Genomic DNA, 16,947 nt, shown 5'->3' with positions numbered 1-16,947 from the left:
GGTTTCGAACGTGAATCGGCTCTACATTATTGATTTTAGAGCCGATTCACGCGCCAAAATGGGATCGCGGCACGATTCCATTGTGGCGCGATCTGCTCTAAGCGGTGGCCAGCGTCTCCGCCGCCTCCGCCGCGCGCGCCGTCAGGGCCTCGATCTCCGCGCGGTGGGCCTCCTGCAGCCGCGCGAGGTCCAACCCGGCCAGCGATTGCAACAGGCGCCAGTGCCGGCGCCGCTCCTCGACCAGGCGCACGATCGGGGCCGAGACCGGCAGGCGCACCAGCGTCCCCGCCTGCACCGCCCAGGTGAAGGGCGTCTTGCCGGCCCGCTCCGCCTCCGGCAGGTCGATGAAGGCGTGCACCGGCACCCCCTCCACGGCATCGGCCAGCGGCCGGGCCGAGACCTGGCGGCGGAAGCGGCCCTCCTCGCGGGCGAAGTCGGCCGGGGTCAACGGCACCTCCCGTGTCCGCGCCTGGCCGTCGGCGTCGGTATAGGACAGGGTGTGGGTGGTCCAGTCCCGCTGCACATCCGGGTTGCCGTCCAGCGACAGGCGCTCGGCCATCGACTCACCGGCCTCCGGATCGTGCACGAACACGGGACACACCCGGCTGCGCACCGCGAGGCGCGCGTGCTCGGTCGCCACCGCGTCACCGATGCCCTGTTCGCCCTGGCACGGGGTGTAGATGTCGATCACCGCCGGCGACGATGTGTGGGTCAGCGCCGCCAGCACAGACTTCAGGAAGTGCGCCGGCAGCCCGATGGCGGTCTGCACCACCATCACCCGGGGGTGGACGGTGGCGATCAGGGCCAGTTCCTTGCGGCCGTCCTCCTTGCCGGCGTGGGCGGCACCGACGCGGGCGAGGTCGGAGTCCTGCGCCGTCAGGCTGGCGGTGGACGCCTGGCCGCCGGTGTTGGAGTAGGCCCCGGTGTTCAGCACCACCACCTTGATCGGCGTGCGGGTCGACAGGATGCGCGACAGCGCGCCGAAGCCGATGTCGTAGGTGGCGCCGTCGCCGCCGACGCTGAACACCGTCGGCAGGCGGGCGCGCTCGGTGTCGGTGAAGGCGTCCCACGAGAAGTGGCGGAAAAAGCCGTCATGGGTGGCCGGATCGTAGGCATCGGCCAGTTCCAGCGCGGCGATGCGCTCGGCCTTGTAGGCGGCGGCGGCATCGGCGGCGGCGCCCTCGAACAGGCCCTTGGCGACCGCCGGGGTGTCCTGGAACAGGCTGTTGACCCACGGGTCGCGGTACTGAGTGAAGGGGAAGGTGGACGAGTAGACGCTGGAACAGCCGGTGGCGTTGGCGACCATGTTGGCGGCCGGGCCGTTGCCGGTGGGGCCGGACTCCAGGCGGAACAGGGTGGCCTCCAGCGTGCGCGCGGCGGCCGCGATGCGGTCTCGCCGCGCGGTGTCGGTGACCGTCTCGCGCTTCGCCGCCAGGTCGTCCAGCAGGCCCTCCAGCTCGGCGACATAGGCCGCGCGGCCCTTCTGGTGCAGGGCGTGGCTGGCGGCGATCACCTGGCGGATGGCGGTGGCCTCGCCGCAGCCCCGGCAGGCGCCGTGACCGCCGGTGGTGGAGTAGTAGACGTCGCGGTCCAGCATCATGCGCTTGGCCTGGGGTGCGCTCTGGGCCTCGGTGAAGCGGGCCGGCGTGTTGGGAAGCCGGGACCAGGTCTCGAAGCGGTCGCGCAGCGTCTCCAGCAGGGCGTCGTCCTGGTCCTGCGGCACCAGGGCGTCGGTGGCGCAGACGGTGACGCACTCCAGGCAGCCGCTGCACTTCCACGGATCCAGCGCCACCGCATAGAGGCCGCCGCTGCCGGCGGCCTTGCGCTCGAACTGGCCGTAGAACACCGGCGTCTTGGCGACCGGATAGGCGGCCAGGGCCTCGGTCACCGCGGCCACCGCGCCGTCCAGGCCGCTGTCAGCCGGCAGCACACCGGCCGCGGCGTCGGCGAAGGCGGTGTGCAACGGAACATGTTTCTGGCGCGCGGCGGCGAAGACCTCGCGGATGCCGCCGCACAGGGCGTCGGTGTGCTGGGCCAGCGCGGCCGTCTCGGGCGCCGCCGGGTCGAGCGCCTCCAGGGCGCGGGCCAGCAGGTCCTCGATCCCGTGGATGGTCGCCGGCATGGCGGCGTCGGGGCACACAAGGGTGCAGTCCAGGCAGCCGGTGCACTTGTCGGCATCGAACACCGGCACCTGGCGGCGGAACAGGCCCTTGTCCTTCATGGCGCCGCTGCCCGGGGGCATGAACAGGCCGGCGCCGGGCAGCACCGGGGCCTCGCCGATGGTGCCGTCGCGGAACGGCTGGCCGACGATGGCGTCGAAGTAGTCGGGATCGAACAGGGCGCTGGGGGCCCGGCCCACCTCCAGGCCGCAGGGCAGCGCCGACAGGGCGACGGTGCGCGGATCGCGGGCCTCGTTGCCCTGCTCGGCGTCGAGGAACGCGGGCGTCTCGTACGGCACCGCGAGGGTGGCGGTGGCGCCGTCGCGGATCACCGCCATGTTGCCCTCGACCACGGCGTCGCCCTTGGCGCCGAATTTCTTGACGATCTGCTCGCGCACCCGGGCCATCAGCGTGGCCTCGTCGGTGCCGTGCAGCACCCGGGCCTCGTGACCGCACAGGGCGCCGATGAAGGCGATGCCCATCATGCGGGTCTCAAGCTCGGCCGAGGGCGCGTGCCGGCGCGCCACGGCGAAGGCGTCGACGATATAGACGTTCAGCTTCTTGGCGCGGATATCGCGGCGGGCCACGGCGGGCAGGTCGCGCCAGACCTCCAGCGGCGCCCGGTTGGACTGGAGAATGAAGGTGCCGCCCTCGACCAGGCCCCGGAGCGGGTTGGTGTGGGCGAACACCTTGTGGTCCGGTGACAGGACGATCTCGACGTCCTCCAACTCGGCGTTGGTGATCTTCACCGGGTCCGGGCTGAGGGTGATGTAGAAATTGGTCGGCGCCCCGCTCTTCTCCGAGCCGTACTTGGGGGCCGACTTGGAATACAGGCCCAGCACCCCGGACAGAATGTCGGTCAGCAGCTTGCCGGTGGCCACGGTGCCATAGCCGCCCACCGAGTGGAAGCGGATGCGGAACGCCGCGTCCGGCAGCAGATGCGGGTTCGGCCCGGTCTGCAACGCCATCAGCGCGGTCTCGGGGTAGGCGGCCTTCAGACGGGCCTGGGCGTCGGCCAGGCCGGCCGGCGGCGCCGCCGAGAAGAACTGCGAGCCCAGGTAGACCAGCGGCGCCCGCTCGGCCCGGTCCATGGCATCGAACGCCGCCACCAGGTGGCGCGGCTGCAAGTCGTGTCCGCCCAGGCCGAAGATCGCGGTGGTCAGGCGCGGCGGCTCGGCCAGCGCCGGGATGCCGGCATGCGCGGCGCCGGCGGCGTTCTCGCGCGCCTTGGCCAGGGCGCGGGAGACCAGCCCGGTGAGCGCGGTGACGTCGGAGCGTTCCAGCACCGTGACCGCGCGCTTGCCGGCCAGCGCCTCGGCGATCTCGGCTTCGGGGAAGGGGTGCAGCAGCTTGACCGACAGGCAGCCCACCGCGCGGCCCTGGGCGCGCAGGTGATCCACCACCGCCTCCACGTCCTGCGTCACGGAGCCCAGACCGATCAGCACGGTCTCGGCGTCGTCGCAGCGGTAGGGCATGACCGGGGTGTAGACCCGCCCGGTCATCGCGCCGTAGGCCGCCATGGCGGCACGGGCCAGGCGCGGCACGTCGGCGGCGAAGTGGGTGAAGTGGTCGACCGCGCCGGCCTGGAAGTCCGGCTGGTTCTGCACCGGGCCGGTCAGGCCGGGGTTGTCGACATCCACCAGGGCCGGCACGCGCTGGCGGGTGTCCTTCTCCCAGGCGTTGCGCCACAGCCGGCCCCAGCGCCCGTGCAGCGACTCCGGCAGGTGGGCCAGCGTCGGCGCCAGCAGGGCGGTCTCGGCGTCGCTCTCGATGGCGTCCGCGTTATCGGCAAGGTAGGCGTCCAGCGCGGCCCGCCCGTCCGCGGTCAGCGCGTCGGCATGGCGGTCCAGCCACGCCCGGAGCTGGAACACCCGGCCCTTGGCGCCGAACAGCAGCGCCTGTGCCACGGTCGGGCACGGCATGCGGCCGGCCGGGTCGCCCAGGTAGTCGCGCAGCAGGTCGGGTTCGGGGAGGGTCGCCTCGCTCATCATGTGGCTGGTGGCGAAGCCATCCATGGCATTGGCGACCGGGATCAGCGAGTCGGCCGCGATCCGGTAGGCGATGGCGGCGAGGTCGGCGGCCTCCTGCGGGGTGGAGCCGAACAGGATGGTGTAGCCCGACGGCAGCAGCGCGTAGACGTCGTCGTGGCCTGCCATCACGTTCAGCGAGTGGCGGGAGACCACCCGGGCCGCGATGTGCAGCACGAAGCCGCCGACCTTCTTGCCGACCGTGACGTAGTGCGACTCCAGGCCGTACAGGATGCCCTGGCTGGAGGACGCATTGGAGATGTACTTGCCGCCGGTGAGCGCCGCGCCGAGCGCGCCCGACTGGGCCGAGTGCTCGCCCTCGGGCTCGAAGAAGAACGGGTGGTGGCCCCAGACGTTGCAGCCGCCCTTGGCGCGGAACTCCTCGTACAGTTCCGAAATCTCGGTGGAGGGCGTGATGGGATACCCGATGACGCCGCCGCAGACGTGCGACATCACGTGGGCAACGGCGCCATTGCCGTTGATGACAGCGGGACTCCCTGGGTACGACATGCCCATCTTCCTCCAATCTTTGGGTCTCTCGGGGCGGGCTGTCGACCGACGATTCGAGGCCATGTCAGCGGATCTGCGCCGGGGCGGCGACGCTGGGGCATGGACGGGACCGCCCGCCGGGACGGCGGGGACGCTCCGAGTTTCGCCGAGTATGCCGTGTCCTCCCGCGCGACGAAAGCCACAGTCCCGGATTCCCCTGAAGGGCTTATCCCCCTGGGGCAGGTCGGCCCATGAAGCACGGCACGAACGGCCGGGACGGCGCCGAAACGGCTCAGGGCGGCTCGGCAAGCCGGGTCACGGGCGGGGGCGTGCGCTTGACGGGCTTGGTGACGACATACGTGAAGTAGCGCCGGATGCCGAGGCCGGCGTCCAGCAGGCGGTCCATGATGCGTTGGTAGTCCTCCAGGTCCCGCGCCAGAACCCGCAGCACATAGTCGATACCGCCGCCCAGGGCGTCGCATTCATATATCTCGGGGAACGCCGCGATGCCGCGCTCGAAGCGGGCGAAGTCCTCGGTCTGGTGGCTCTCCAACTCCATCGTCACCACCACCTGGGCCAGCGGCGCGAAGGGCTTGAGGGCGATGCGGGCCTCGTAGCCCTCGATGACACCCGCATCCTCCAGTTGACGCAGGCGCTCCCAGCAGGGCGTCGAGGACAGGTGCACGCGGCGCGCCAACTCCGACTTCGAGATGCGGCCCTCGCGCTGCAGGATGGCGATGATGCGCAGGTCCCGCTCATCCAGTTTCACGCCGTTGGTCTTCATCCGCCTCGCCGTCTCCCCACCCTGGCACGGGGCGGCCCTCGGCCGCGCCCGCCCCAGGAATATGGGCGCGAACCGATGCGGGAGACAATATGGATGAACAGGGGCGCCGGCGGCCGCTCGGGCTGGCGCCCGCTACTTCACCAGGATGCAGGTGACCGGGGACAGGCCCGAGACCTTGTGCGAGACGGAGCCGAGCAGGAAGTCGCCGATGTCGCCGGAGCCGCGCGCGCCCATGACGATGACGTCGCAGCCATGCTCCTCGGCGAAGGAGACGATGGCACGCGCCGGCTGACCGCGCTTGGCATAGGCTTCGACCTCGCGCGCCCCGGCCTCGTGGGCGTAGGCCTTGGCCTTGGCGACGATCTCCTTGGCGTAGTCCGTCAGCGCCTCGTCCGGGGTGGACGGATGCAGCGGCCGCACCATGGACAGCGAGCCCTCCATCGGGCTGTGGTGGCGGTAGACGCACAGCAGCATGATCCGGGCGTCGTCGAACCGCCGCGACAGGTCGACGGCGAAGTCGATGGCCTTGATGGCCTGATCGGAGCCGTCGACCGGCACCAGCAGGGTGCGGAACATGGCGAGAGCCTCCTTCTGAAGCGGGGGCCGCCGCGCCGACCGCGCGTCGACGGCCTCAGTTCCCGAACGCCAACTGGGGCAGGAACAGCGCGATCTGTGGGAACGCGATCAAGGCCGCGCTCACCCCCAGCAGGATGACCACGAACGGCGGCGTGCCCCGGATGACGTCCATGTAGGGGCGCTTGAAGATGGCGATGGCCGTGAAAATGTCGCACCCGAACGGGGGCGTGGCCGAGCCGATCGCGACCTGCAAGGTGATGATCACCCCGACCAGCACCGGGTCGATGCCGGCGCTCTCGACGATCGGCGCGAAGATCGGCACCAGCACCAGAATGACCACAATCGGGTCGACGAACATGCAGCCGACGAAGAACGCGATCGAAATGGCGATCAGCACCACCACGGCCGTCGCTTCGTCCAGCCCCAGCCCGCCCAGGAGCTGCTGTGGAATCTGGTTGAACGAGATGGCCCAGGAGAAGGCGTTGCCGGCGCCCACCAGAATGAACACCACCGCGGTGATCAGGCCGGTGGACTTGGCGATCTCGTACAGGTCGCGCGTCTTCAGCGACCGGAAGATGATGAATTCGAGGACGAAGGCATAGGCCACACAGACCGCCGCCGCCTCGGTCGGGCTGAAGATGCCGCCGTAGATGCCGCCCACCACGATCACCGGGAAGCCCAGCGGCCAGGCCGCCTCGCGGGTCGCCGTCAGACGGTCCTTCCAGCTCGCCTTGTCCAGCGTCGGGATGTCGTGGCGCCAAGCATGGAACACGCAGTAGCTCGCGAACAGCGCCAGGATCAACAGCCCCGGTCCGATGCCGGCCACGAACAGCTCAGCGATCGAGGTCCCGGAGATGACGCCGTAGATGATCATCGCGATCGACGGCGGGATCAGCATGGCGATGTCGGAGGCATTGACGATCAGCGCCAGTGTGAAGCTGTCCTTGTAGCCGGCCTCCAGCATGCGCGGCCGCAGGGGGCTGCCGATGGCCACCACGGTGGCCTGGGTCGAGCCCGAAACGGCCCCGAACAGGGCACAACTCGTCGCCGCCGTCACCCCCAGGCCGCCACGCATGTGGCCGACATAGCGCATGACCATGTCGATCAGGCGGTCGGCCGAATGGCCCTTGGTGATGATGTCGGCCGCCAGGATGAACATCGGCACCGCCACCAGCGCCGCCGGACGGATGCCGCCCAGCATCTGCTGGACCATGATCTCCGGCGGGACCGGCATGTAGAGGAAGAAGGCGACGAAGCTACCGGCGATCAGCGGGATCATCATGGGGAAGCCCAGCAGCAGCAGGACCACCATGACGGATATCATGACCGTGGCCATGGACGGCGTCCTCCGTCAGACCTTCGTTTCGGTTTCGTCGTAGCTGTCGATGACCGACGCCGAGATGTAGACGTCCGGCCGCGTCAGGTTGGCCACCGCGGTCAGCAGGTACTGAATGCCGGTGATGACGAAGCCGATCGGCACCCACAGGAAGGTGACGAAGACCGGGATGCGCAGCGAGGGCGCGATGCGCCCGGTCTCGTAGACCGACAGCACGTAGCCGTAGGCGTACCAGGCCAGCACGAACATGACCCCGGCGGTGACCAGGCAGATCACCACCATCAGGCCCTTGCGCAGGCCGTCGGGCAGGGCGTCATAGATCGCCGACATGCGGATGTGCCGCCCCATGCGGGCGGCGTAGCCGAGGCCGACGAAGGTGATGAGAACCACCAGGAAGCGGTTCAGTTCCTCGACGAAGAACAGACTCTCGCCCAGGACGAAGCGGCCGATCACGTTGGCCACCGAGACGGCGGCCATGATGGTCACGCCCAGCGCCAGCACCACCGCCTCGAAGCGGGCGATGCCGCCGTCGATCCAGGCCAACGGTCGCAGCACCCCGGAGAACGGGGCCTTGTCCCGCGGCGGCCCGCCCGGATCCGCCCCCCCTTCGGTGTCCGTCATGCGGCGCCCCCTTGCTATTCGGTTCCGCCGGCGCGCCCCGGCCCGCGGGCTCGCGGACCGGGACGGCCGTCCGGGTGAGAGGTGTGGCGGGCGGGACGGCCCTCAGTTCCCCTCGACGCGCGCCTTGGACTCCGCGATATCCTCCTGGAAGCCCTCGAGCACGGCCTGGGCATCGCCGCCGACCTCCTCGACGAAGGCGTCCTTGACCTGCTCCGCCGCCTCGCGGAACGGCTCGCGCTGTTCGTCGGTCAGCACGGTCACGGTCATGGACGGCTTGGCCTCCAGGATCTTCTCCTCGGAGCGCTCGGTCAGCCCGCGCTGGTACTCCATGATGTGATCGTAGGCCACGTTGGCGGCCTCGGCGACCAGCGCCTGCTCGTCCTCGGACAGACCGTCGAAGAAGGTCTTGTTGGCGACCACGGCGGTGGTGAAGTTGTTATGCCCGGCGTAGGTGATGTGGTCGGTCACCTCGTACATCTTCGTCGACTCGACGAAGAACATCGGGTTTTCCTGGCCCTGGATGATGTTGGTCTGCAAGGCGCCGTAGACCTCACCCCACGGCAGCGGGGTCGGCGTCGCGCCGAACGCCTCGTAGGTCTCGATCAGCATCGGCGAGGTCATGACGCGGAACTTGACGCCGTCCAGATCCGCCGGACCGGTTACCGGCTCCTTGGTGGTCATGACCACCTCACCCTCGGGGTACATGTCCACCAGGTGCAGGCTCTTGTCCTCGTACTTGGCGGCCAGCATCTCGTTGATGGTGTCCGAGGTCTGGTAGAAGTCGGCCAGAACGTCGTGATCCTCCGGCAGCACGTACGGCAGCAGGAACACCTGCAACTCCGGAATCAGGCTGCCTGTGAAGCCCGGCGAGGCGGTCGCGAACTGGATCGCCCCCATCTGGGCCAGCTCGGTGGTGTCGTTGGACTCGCCCAGGGTGCCGAAGGGGAAGATCTCGATGCTGTGGTCGGAGTTGGCCTCGATGTGCTCCTTGAACTTGGTGGCGTAGACGCCCTGCACCTCGTCGATGGCCTCTTCCAGCGAGTACTTCCACGTGGCGGCCAGCGCGCCGGAGGCCGCGGTCATGGCGACCGTCGAAACCACGGCGGCGCCGACGATGGATGCGAAACGATGGGTCATGGTGCTCTCCCTGTCCGTTGAGCGGTCCGTTGAGGGGTCGTGCAGCGGCGGCCGGACCCGCAGGCCCGACAGGACCGGACGGCACACGGGCCGGGTGCGGCGACCGTTCCGCCGCGCCCGACCGTCGCCCTGGGGTATGCGTTCATCGCACAGGAGATCGGCGCCCAGGTCAACAGCGGGCCGGGCCCGTCGGAATGCGCCCCCGACGCCGGGCCGGCCCGGCGCGGTGGGCGGCCGCCTCGGCCCCGTCGGGCCGGCCGGGGCGCCGGGGCGGGGGCTGGGAGCGGCCGCCGCCCTGCGGTCGAACCCGCTGTTCTGCGACCGTTTTCCCGAACCGGGCGACAGCGGCGGTGGCCGCCCCCCGCGCGTCGGAGCGGCACGCCGGGGTGCGAGGCCGGTGCGCCGCGGTCCCGGCCGGACCTAGAAAGTCTGTCTGTGACGGCGCGTGAAAACAGAAAGATCATCGCCACCCCGCACGATCTTTGGCGGATTTTTCGAACGCCGGGCATTGAACGGCGACTGGCCCGGGCCGCAAGATGCGACTTGGACGGAGTCGGACCGATGGAGGGTGGCCATGGCATTTCGGGTTTCGGATCTGGGGCCGCCGGCCACGTCACCGGCCTTCGTCGCGCCCTCGGCCCTGCGCCGCATCGGCCTGGTGGCGCTGGAGACCGACCTGACGCTGGAGCCGGATTTCGCCCGCCTGACCCACGGCCTGGGCGTGACGGTGTTCGCCAGCCGCGTCCCCTATGACAACCCCGATACGCCGGACGGGCTGGCGGCCCTCGAAGGCCACCTGACGGCGGCCGCCGGCCGGCTCGTGCCCGGCGCCGCCTTCGACGTCGTGCACTTCGGCTGCACCTCGGCGTCGGCGGTGATCGGCGACGACGGCGTGGCCCGCGCGGTGCGCGCCGCCAAGCCGGGGGCCGCCGTGACCAACCCGATGACCGCCGCCGATGCCGCCCTGCGCGCGCTCGGCGTGCGGCGGCTATCCCTCCTCACGCCCTACCTGCCGGCCATCAGTCAGCCGGTGGCGGACCGCTTCGAGTCCGCCGGCTATACCCTGGACGGGCTGACCTGCTGGGGTATCCGCGACGACCGCGACATGGCGCGGCTCGACGGCGACGTGATCGTGCGCGAGGCCGTCGCCGCCACCGCGCCGACCGCCGACGCCCTGTTCATCTCCTGCACCGCCGTGCCCAGCGCCGCGGTCGCGGCCCGCATCGAGGCCGCCATCGGCCGCCCGGTGGTGACCAGCAACCAGGCCGCCGCCTGGCTGGCCCTGCGGCTGTGCGGCGTCACCGCCGACGTCCCGGACGGCGGCCGCCTGTTCGCCTGCCCGCTTACCCCCGACTGGCAGCGCGGGGCCGCCTGATGCCGATCGAACCCGGCGCCATCCTGGCCGCGCGCGACCGCCTGCGGGGCCGCGTCCGCCGCACACCTCTGGGCGAATCCCGGAGCCTGACAGACCGCCTCGGCGTGCCCGTCCGCCTCAAGCTGGAGCACCACCAGGTCACCGGCAGCTTCAAGGTGCGCGGCGCCACCAACGCCGTGCTGGCGCTCACCGACCCCCAGAAGGCCCGCGGCATCGTCGGCGTCTCGACCGGCAACCACGGCCGCGGCCTGGCCTACGCCGCCCAGGCGGCCGGCGTGCGCTGCGTCATCTGCATGTCGTCGCTGGTGCCGCAGAACAAGATCGACGGCATCCGCGCCCTGGGCGCCGAGGTCCGCATCGTCGGCGACAGCCAGGACGAGGCGCAGGAGGAGGTCGACCGCCTGGTGGCCGACGACGGCCTCACCATGCTGCCGCCCTTCGACCAGCCGGACATCATCGCCGGCCAGGGCACGGTGGGCCTGGAGCTGGTCGAGGACCTGCCGGATCTGGAAACCGTGCTGGTACCCCTGTCCGGCGGCGGCCTGATCGCGGGCGTTGCGCTGGCGGTCAAGACCGCGCGCCCGGACGCCCGCATCGTGGGCGTCAGCATGGAACGCGGCGCCGCCATGATCGAAAGCCTGCGGGCCGGCCGACCGGTGTTCGTGCAGGAGGTGGCCACGCTGGCGGACTCGCTGGGGGGCGGCATCGGCCTGGACAACCGGCACACCTTCGCCATGGTGCGCGACCTGGTCGACGAGACCGTGACCCTGACCGAGGACGAGATCGCCGACGGCATCCGCCATGCCTACTGGCAGGACATCGAGATCGTCGAAGGATCCGGGGCGGTCGGCCTCGGCGCGCTGCTGGCGGACAAGGTCCGCCCCACCGGCCCCACCATCGTCCTGCTCAGCGGGCGCAACATCGACATGACGCTGCATCATCGGGTAGTCTCGTCCAACATGACTCCTCAATTGGGCTAAACGGAGCGTCACGCAATGACCCTGCCGCCTTGGGACGACAGTGGGTTAAGCAATGACGAGGCAATAGAATTCTGGCGTGAGTTCCGGAACCACAAAGGGTGCCATATTTGCGGAGACGACAGCGACCCGGTTTTCTTGCTTCCAAACAACTACAATAAAGAGCGATACTGGAGTCCCGAAAATCAAACATTTCTAACGCTGGGTGAGGTTATTTATGTTTGCCGAAACTGTGGTGTTCTGACCACAGTCCTGCGATCCCGCATTGTTGACTGGTCGAAGCGGAGGCGCGGCGATGGAGAATAAAGACTCCTTGCCAGGCTGGATGACGGTCCATGATGGGGGGCTTGCAGATGAACGCCAACCGCCGCGACGCGGCGGCGGCAGCGGTGGAGGAGACGGTGGCATGACGGACCTGACGCGCCGGGTCGCGGCGCTGGAGGCGACTCTACGCCGTCTCGAACCGCTGATCGTGCGCATCGACGAACAGCTTCGAGTCACCCTGCCCTCACTCGCGACCAAGGCGGAGCTTCAGGCATTTCGCACGGAAGCCCAGACCGAGACCAAGGACGTTCGGATCGACCTGAAAGCCGAGGTCCAGGACCTGCGCACCGAATGGCGGGCGACGGTGCCGGCGCTGGCTTCAAAGGCCGACGTCCAGGAGGCAAAGGCCGACCTTGGCGCCAGACTGGCCGAGAAACCGGGCCGCGCCTTTATCGTCACCACCGTCTTTGCGGCGATCGGCCTGTGCGTTGCTGCCGTCGCCGCCACCGTTACGACCCTCCAATACATGTAACCGTTGTCCTGACGGCAGACCACACCGAGGATCCCGCCCATGCCCACCGTGCGGATCGTGACCGAAGCCGAGCTGCGCGCCGTCGTTCCGCTCGACGGCGAGGCCGTGGCCTGCGTCGAGCAGGCGTTCGTCGCCCTGGCCGGCGGCGGTGTCGTGATGCCGCCGATCCTGCGCCTGGACATCGTCGAGGCCCATGGCGAGGTGGACGTCAAGACCGCCTATGTGCCGGGCCTCGACAGCTTCGCCATCAAGATCAGCCCCGGGTTCTTCGACAACCCGAAGCTCGGCCTGCCCAGCGTCAACGGCCTGATGACCCTGTTCAGCGCCAGGACCGGCCTTCTGGAGGCGGTACTGCTGGACAACGGCTTCCTCACCGACGTCCGCACCGCCGCGGCCGGCGCCGTCGCCGCCAAGCACCTGGCGCGCACCGACGCCCGCCGGGTCGCCGTGATCGGGGCCGGCGTGCAGGCCCGTCTGCAACTGGATGCGCTGACCCTGGTGCGCCCGATCGAGTCCGCCACCGTCTGGGCGCGCGACGCCGACAAGGCGGCGGCCTACGCGGCGGAGATGACGGCGCGCCGGGGCCTGCCCGTGACCGCGGCCGCCAGCGTGGCCGAGGCGGTGGCCGACGCCGACATCGTGGTGCTGACCACGCCGGCGACCGCGCCGCTGCTGATGGCCGACCACCTGACGGCCGGCCAGCACGTCACCGCCATGGGCTCGGACGCCGAGCACAAGAACGAACTGGACCCGGCTGCCATCCGGCGCGCCGATCTCTACGTCGCCGACAGCCTGTCCCAGACCCGCCGGCTGGGCGAGCTGCACCACGCCATCGCCGCCGGCCTGGTGGGCGCCGACGAGGCGTTCCCCGAGCTGGGGGCGGTGGTGACCGGCGCCGCGACCGGACGCACCGATCCGGCGCAGATCACCATCGCCGACCTGACCGGGACCGGCGTCCAGGACACCGCCATCGCCACCCTGGCCCTGGCCCGCGCCGACCGGTCCGGCGCCGGCAGCGCGTTCGAGAGCTAGGACCACACCGCCCATGAGCCCCGTCAGCCCCGTCGCCCCGGCCCGCTTCTCGCGCGAGGAATACGCCCGGCGCCTCACCAAGACCCGGCAAGCCATGGCGGCCGCCGGCCTTGACCTGCTGATCGTCACCGACCCGTCGAACATGAATTGGCTGACCGGCTACGATGGCTGGTCGTTCTACGTCCATCAGGGCGTCGTGCTGCCGATCGACGAGGACCCGCTGTGGTTCGGGCGCGGCCAGGACGCCAACGGCGCCCGGCTGACGTCGTGGCTGCCGGAGGCGCGCATCGTCGCCTACCCCGACCACTATGTGCAGTCGACCGAGCGCCACCCCAAGCAGGTCCTGGCCGGCTTGCTGCGCGACCAAGGCTGGGGCACCCGGCGCATCGGCGTCGAGATGGACAACTACTATTTCTCCGCCGCCGCCTATCACACGCTCTTGCGGGAACTGCCGGATGCCCGGTTCCAGGACGCCACCGGGCTGGTGAACTGGCAGCGGGCGGTGAAGTCGGACACCGAGCTCACCTACATGCGCCGCGCCGCCCGCATCGTCGATGCCATGCACGCCCGCATCCGCGACGTCATCGAGCCGGGCATGCGCAAGAACGACCTGGTGGCAGAGATCTACGACGCCGCCCTGCGCGGCACCGCCGAGTTCGGCGGCGACTATGCCGCCATCGTCCCCCTGGTGGCCTCCGGCGTCGAGGCCTCGGCGCCGCACTTGACCTGGACCGACCAGCCACTCCGGCCCAACGAAGGGACCTTCTTCGAAATCGCCGGCTGCTACCGGCGCTACCACTGCCCGCTGTCGCGCACCGTCTATCTGGGCCGGCCGCCGCAACACTTCCTCGATGCCGAAAAGGCCGTGCAGGAAGGGATGGAAGCCGGACTGGAAAAGGCGTATGCCGGCAATACCTGCGAGGATGTCGCCAACGCCTTCTTCGCCGTGCTGCGCCGACACGGCATCGAGAAGGACAACCGCACCGGCTACCCCATCGGCATCAGCTATCCGCCGGACTGGGGCGAGCGCACGATGAGCCTGCGGCCCGGCGACCGCACCGTGCTGGAACCCAACATGACCTTCCATTTCATGACCGGCCTGTGGATGGACACCTGGGGCTTCGAGATCACCGAGAGCATCGTGATCGGTGAGCGCGGCCCCGAGATCCTCGCCGACACGCCGCGGGAACTGGTGGTGAAAGACTGACCGTCCATGTCGCTGATGTACGAGAAACCGTCTTCGATCGTGCCCACCGTCGACTTCGATGCCGACGGATTGCAGCACGGATTCCTGCGCCTGCCCTACAGCCGCGACGACAGCGCCTGGGGCAACCTGATGATCCCGATCTGCGTGGCCAAGAACGGCCACAGCCCCACCGTCCTGCTGACCGGCGCCAATCATGGCGACGAGTACGAGGGGCCGCTGGCCATCCTGGAACTGGCCCGGACCCTGGACTGGCGCACCATCAACGGCCGCATCATCATGCTGCCGTTCATGAACTACCCGGCGTTCCGGGCTGGCCGGCGCACCTCCCCCATCGACGGCGGCAATCTCAACCGCCTGTTCCCGGGCGCCGCCGACGGCACCGTGACGCAGAAGATCGCGGACTACATCCAGCGCTACCTGCTGCCCATGTCGGATCTGGTGCTGGACATCCACGCCGGCGGCTCGACGCTGGACTTCCTGCCGTTCGCGGCCTCGCACGTGCTGCCGGACAAGACCCAGGAGGCACGCTGCGAGGAGGCGGCGGCCGCCTTCAACGCCCCCTACACCGCCAAGATGCTGGAGATCGACGCCGCCGGTCTGTTCGACACCGCCGCCGAGGAAGCCGGCAAGACCTTCGTCAGCACCGAGCTGCGCGGCGGCGGCACCTCCAGCGCGGCCAGCACCCGCATGGCCCGCAAGGGCGTGCGCAACGTGCTGATCCATGCCGGCATCCTGGAGGGCGACATGGAGATCGAGCCCTCGCTGAACCTCGACATGCCGTCCATGGACTGCTTCACCTTCGCCGATACCGACGGCATGCTGGAAATGTGCGTCGACCTGGGCGAGACGGTCCGGGCCGGCGACAAGCTGGCCCGGCTGTGGCCCATGGACCGCACCGGCGCGGCCCCGGTCGAGTACTTCGCCAAGCTGGACGGCATGTTGATCGGGCGCCACTTCCCGGGCGTCGCCAAGACCGGCGACTCGCTGGCCGTGCTCGGCGCGGTCGAGGAGGGGCTGCCGCCCGGCCGCTTCCGCCCGCCGGTCGGCGCGCCGTAGGAGGGGTGTCCCGGCCCGCTGTCGTCCGCGCGGCCCCATGCCCGGAAAGGGCGGCCTCGGCCGCGCAACGGGAGAGTGGGAGAGTGGGAGAGACCACCATGACCGAGCCCAACGTGCGAACCGGCGGGTGCCTGTGCGGCGCCGTGCGGTTCTCCGTGCCCCTCGACGCGTTGCACTTCTCGGCCTGCCATTGCGCCATGTGCCGGCGCTGGGGCGGCGGCCCAATGCTGGCGGTCGACGCGACGGCGCCGGTGACCTGGCAGGGCGAGGACGCCATCGGCCGCTACCGCTCCTCGGAGCGGGCCGAACGCTGCTTCTGCAAGCATTGCGGCACAAGCCTGTTCTACTACTCGATCAAGAAGGGCCAGACGGTCCTCAATCTGGGCGCCTTCGACGACCAGGACGACTTCACCATGGAGTCCCAGATCTTTATCGACGAGAAGCCGCCCGGCTACAGCTTCGCCAACGAGACCCCGACCCTGACCGCCGCAGACGTCTATGCCCTCTACGCGGCGGACCCGTCCTGAGGCGGCGCGGACCGGACGCGCCGCCGCCTCCGTTAACCGCCGGGTAAGCGGACCCGCCCCAGACTGACGCGCACTCGCGGGAGAGGGGCATGGATCGCGCGCTGCCGCCGGAAGATTTCGTCAACGCCGCCTTCGACGCCGCGGCGGACACCCCACCGTCGGACCTGCTGGTGATCCTCAGCACGCCGCGCAGTGGCAGCACGCTGCTCTGCGACCTGCTCTATCGCGCCGGCGTGTGCGTGGCGCACGAGTACTTTCAGCCGTTCCAGTATCTGCCGGCGCTGGCCGCGCGCTGGGGCGCGCACCGCGACGGCCGCGTTGACCTGCCCGCCTACGCCGCCGCGCTGCGCCGGCATCGCACCGGCCCCGGCGGATGGCTGGGCGTCAACCTGCACGGCCACCACCTCCCGGTGTTCCTGCGGATCGAGGAGGCCTTCGCCGACCTGCGGCCGCACTATGTCCTGTTGCGCCGACGCGATACCGTGGCCCAGGCCGTCTCCTACCACATCGCGCGCACCACCGGCGCCTGGAGTGCCCACTTCGAAGCCACCGCGCCCGCCTCCTACAGCTTTGAGGGCATCGACACGGCCCTGCGCAACATCGTGCAGTGGACCACATGGGCCGAGGCGTTCCTCAAGGCCCGCACGGCCGATGCCCGCACGGTCTGGTACGAGGACCTGGTGGCCGACCCCGCCGCCGTGCTGCGCTCGCTGCCCGGCGTGCCGGCGGATGCCCCGGTCGCCACCGACCTGCGCGCGCAAGCGCCCGACGGCCCCAACACCGCCTTCGCCGCCCGCTACGGCGCCGACAAGATGCGCGCCCTGTGCGCCGACCGCTGATGCCCGGAG

14 protein-coding genes are annotated in these 16,947 nt (G+C 70.0%); 8 read left to right on the top strand and 6 right to left on the bottom strand.

The features are described from left to right. Nucleotides 1-97: 97 nt before the first annotated feature. The 6 genes from GGD88_RS01700 to dctP form a co-directional block, all read right to left on the bottom strand. Nucleotides 98-4,696 (bottom strand): 2-oxoacid:acceptor oxidoreductase family protein, encoded by a 4,599-nt coding sequence (locus tag GGD88_RS01700; RefSeq protein ID WP_221236946.1) that lies wholly within the window; start codon nt 4,694-4,696, stop codon nt 98-100. Between the two features lie 271 nt (nt 4,697-4,967). Further along, nucleotides 4,968-5,459, bottom strand: a complete 492-nt coding sequence (locus GGD88_RS01695) for an Lrp/AsnC family transcriptional regulator (protein WP_184431113.1) — start codon at nt 5,457-5,459, stop codon at nt 4,968-4,970. A gap of 132 nt (nt 5,460-5,591) precedes the next feature. Next, complete coding sequence (locus GGD88_RS01690) at nt 5,592-6,035, bottom strand: universal stress protein (protein WP_184431112.1); 444 nt, start codon at nt 6,033-6,035, stop codon at nt 5,592-5,594. 55 nt (nt 6,036-6,090) lie between these two features. Continuing rightward, on the bottom strand, nt 6,091-7,371 hold the full coding sequence (locus GGD88_RS01685) for a TRAP transporter large permease (RefSeq protein WP_184431111.1): 1,281 nt from the start codon (nt 7,369-7,371) through the stop codon (nt 6,091-6,093). Between the two features lie 15 nt (nt 7,372-7,386). Then, nucleotides 7,387-7,992: a TRAP transporter small permease gene (locus GGD88_RS01680; protein WP_184431110.1), complete on the bottom strand. Its 606-nt coding sequence runs from the start codon at nt 7,990-7,992 to the stop codon at nt 7,387-7,389. 102 nt (nt 7,993-8,094) lie between these two features. Further along, the gene (dctP, locus tag GGD88_RS01675; RefSeq protein ID WP_184431109.1) at nt 8,095-9,129 is read right to left on the bottom strand and encodes a TRAP transporter substrate-binding protein DctP; all 1,035 of its coding nucleotides are present in this window, start codon (nt 9,127-9,129) and stop codon (nt 8,095-8,097) included. 574 nt (nt 9,130-9,703) lie between these two features. Here dctP and GGD88_RS01670 point away from each other — a divergent pair. From GGD88_RS01670 to GGD88_RS01635, 8 genes are all read left to right on the top strand, one after another. Beyond that, nucleotides 9,704-10,504, top strand: coding sequence for an aspartate racemase/maleate isomerase family protein (locus tag GGD88_RS01670; protein WP_184431108.1), 801 nt, complete (start codon nt 9,704-9,706; stop codon nt 10,502-10,504). Continuing rightward, nucleotides 10,504-11,484 carry a hydroxyectoine utilization dehydratase EutB gene (gene eutB / locus GGD88_RS01665; protein WP_184431107.1) on the top strand — a complete coding sequence of 327 codons (981 nt, stop codon included), beginning with the start codon at nt 10,504-10,506 and terminating at the stop codon, nt 11,482-11,484. The genes GGD88_RS01670 and eutB overlap by 1 nt, the downstream gene beginning before the upstream one ends. 403 nt (nt 11,485-11,887) lie before the next feature. Then, nucleotides 11,888-12,277 carry a hypothetical protein gene (locus GGD88_RS01660; RefSeq protein WP_184431106.1) on the top strand — a complete coding sequence of 130 codons (390 nt, stop codon included), beginning with the start codon at nt 11,888-11,890 and terminating at the stop codon, nt 12,275-12,277. 39 nt (nt 12,278-12,316) lie between these two features. Beyond that, a complete protein-coding gene (locus tag GGD88_RS01655; RefSeq protein WP_184431105.1) occupies nt 12,317-13,309 on the top strand; it encodes a cyclodeaminase in 993 nt (330 codons plus the stop codon). A 13-nt stretch (nt 13,310-13,322) separates the two neighbouring features. Beyond that, nucleotides 13,323-14,516: an ectoine hydrolase DoeA gene (gene doeA, locus GGD88_RS01650; RefSeq protein WP_184431104.1), complete on the top strand. Its 1,194-nt coding sequence runs from the start codon at nt 13,323-13,325 to the stop codon at nt 14,514-14,516. Nucleotides 14,517-14,522: 6 nt separating this feature from the next. Next, on the top strand, nt 14,523-15,572 hold the full coding sequence (gene doeB / locus GGD88_RS01645; protein WP_184431103.1) for a N(2)-acetyl-L-2,4-diaminobutanoate deacetylase DoeB: 1,050 nt from the start codon (nt 14,523-14,525) through the stop codon (nt 15,570-15,572). A 98-nt stretch (nt 15,573-15,670) separates the two neighbouring features. Continuing rightward, nucleotides 15,671-16,099: a GFA family protein gene (locus GGD88_RS01640; protein WP_184431102.1), complete on the top strand. Its 429-nt coding sequence runs from the start codon at nt 15,671-15,673 to the stop codon at nt 16,097-16,099. A gap of 89 nt (nt 16,100-16,188) precedes the next feature. Next, nucleotides 16,189-16,938, top strand: a complete 750-nt coding sequence (locus GGD88_RS01635) for a Stf0 family sulfotransferase (RefSeq protein ID WP_184431101.1) — start codon at nt 16,189-16,191, stop codon at nt 16,936-16,938. Nucleotides 16,939-16,947 lie beyond the last annotated feature (9 nt).

This window comes from Roseospira goensis, assembly GCF_014197795.1.
GTDB classification, from domain to species: Bacteria; Pseudomonadota; Alphaproteobacteria; order Rhodospirillales; family Rhodospirillaceae; genus Rhodospira; species Rhodospira goensis.
The sequence above is the reverse complement of the archived record's forward strand: the minus strand, read 5'-3'. Positions and strand labels throughout refer to the sequence as shown.

Excerpts from the sequence above, each read along its gene's own strand:
- GGD88_RS01700 (WP_221236946.1), bottom strand. The coding sequence starts at position 4,696 with ATGTCGTACCCAGGGAGTCCCGCTGTCATCAACGGCAATGGCGCCGTT.
- GGD88_RS01695 (WP_184431113.1), bottom strand. The coding sequence starts at position 5,459 with ATGAAGACCAACGGCGTGAAACTGGATGAGCGGGACCTGCGCATCATC.
- GGD88_RS01690 (WP_184431112.1), bottom strand. The coding sequence starts at position 6,035 with ATGTTCCGCACCCTGCTGGTGCCGGTCGACGGCTCCGATCAGGCCATC.
- GGD88_RS01685 (WP_184431111.1), bottom strand. The coding sequence starts at position 7,371 with ATGGCCACGGTCATGATATCCGTCATGGTGGTCCTGCTGCTGCTGGGC.
- GGD88_RS01680 (WP_184431110.1), bottom strand. The coding sequence starts at position 7,992 with ATGACGGACACCGAAGGGGGGGCGGATCCGGGCGGGCCGCCGCGGGAC.
- dctP (WP_184431109.1), bottom strand. The coding sequence starts at position 9,129 with ATGACCCATCGTTTCGCATCCATCGTCGGCGCCGCCGTGGTTTCGACG.
- GGD88_RS01670 (WP_184431108.1), top strand. The coding sequence starts at position 9,704 with ATGGCATTTCGGGTTTCGGATCTGGGGCCGCCGGCCACGTCACCGGCC.
- eutB (WP_184431107.1), top strand. The coding sequence starts at position 10,504 with ATGCCGATCGAACCCGGCGCCATCCTGGCCGCGCGCGACCGCCTGCGG.
- GGD88_RS01660 (WP_184431106.1), top strand. The coding sequence starts at position 11,888 with ATGACGGACCTGACGCGCCGGGTCGCGGCGCTGGAGGCGACTCTACGC.
- GGD88_RS01655 (WP_184431105.1), top strand. The coding sequence starts at position 12,317 with ATGCCCACCGTGCGGATCGTGACCGAAGCCGAGCTGCGCGCCGTCGTT.
- doeA (WP_184431104.1), top strand. The coding sequence starts at position 13,323 with ATGAGCCCCGTCAGCCCCGTCGCCCCGGCCCGCTTCTCGCGCGAGGAA.
- doeB (WP_184431103.1), top strand. The coding sequence starts at position 14,523 with ATGTCGCTGATGTACGAGAAACCGTCTTCGATCGTGCCCACCGTCGAC.
- GGD88_RS01640 (WP_184431102.1), top strand. The coding sequence starts at position 15,671 with ATGACCGAGCCCAACGTGCGAACCGGCGGGTGCCTGTGCGGCGCCGTG.
- GGD88_RS01635 (WP_184431101.1), top strand. The coding sequence starts at position 16,189 with ATGGATCGCGCGCTGCCGCCGGAAGATTTCGTCAACGCCGCCTTCGAC.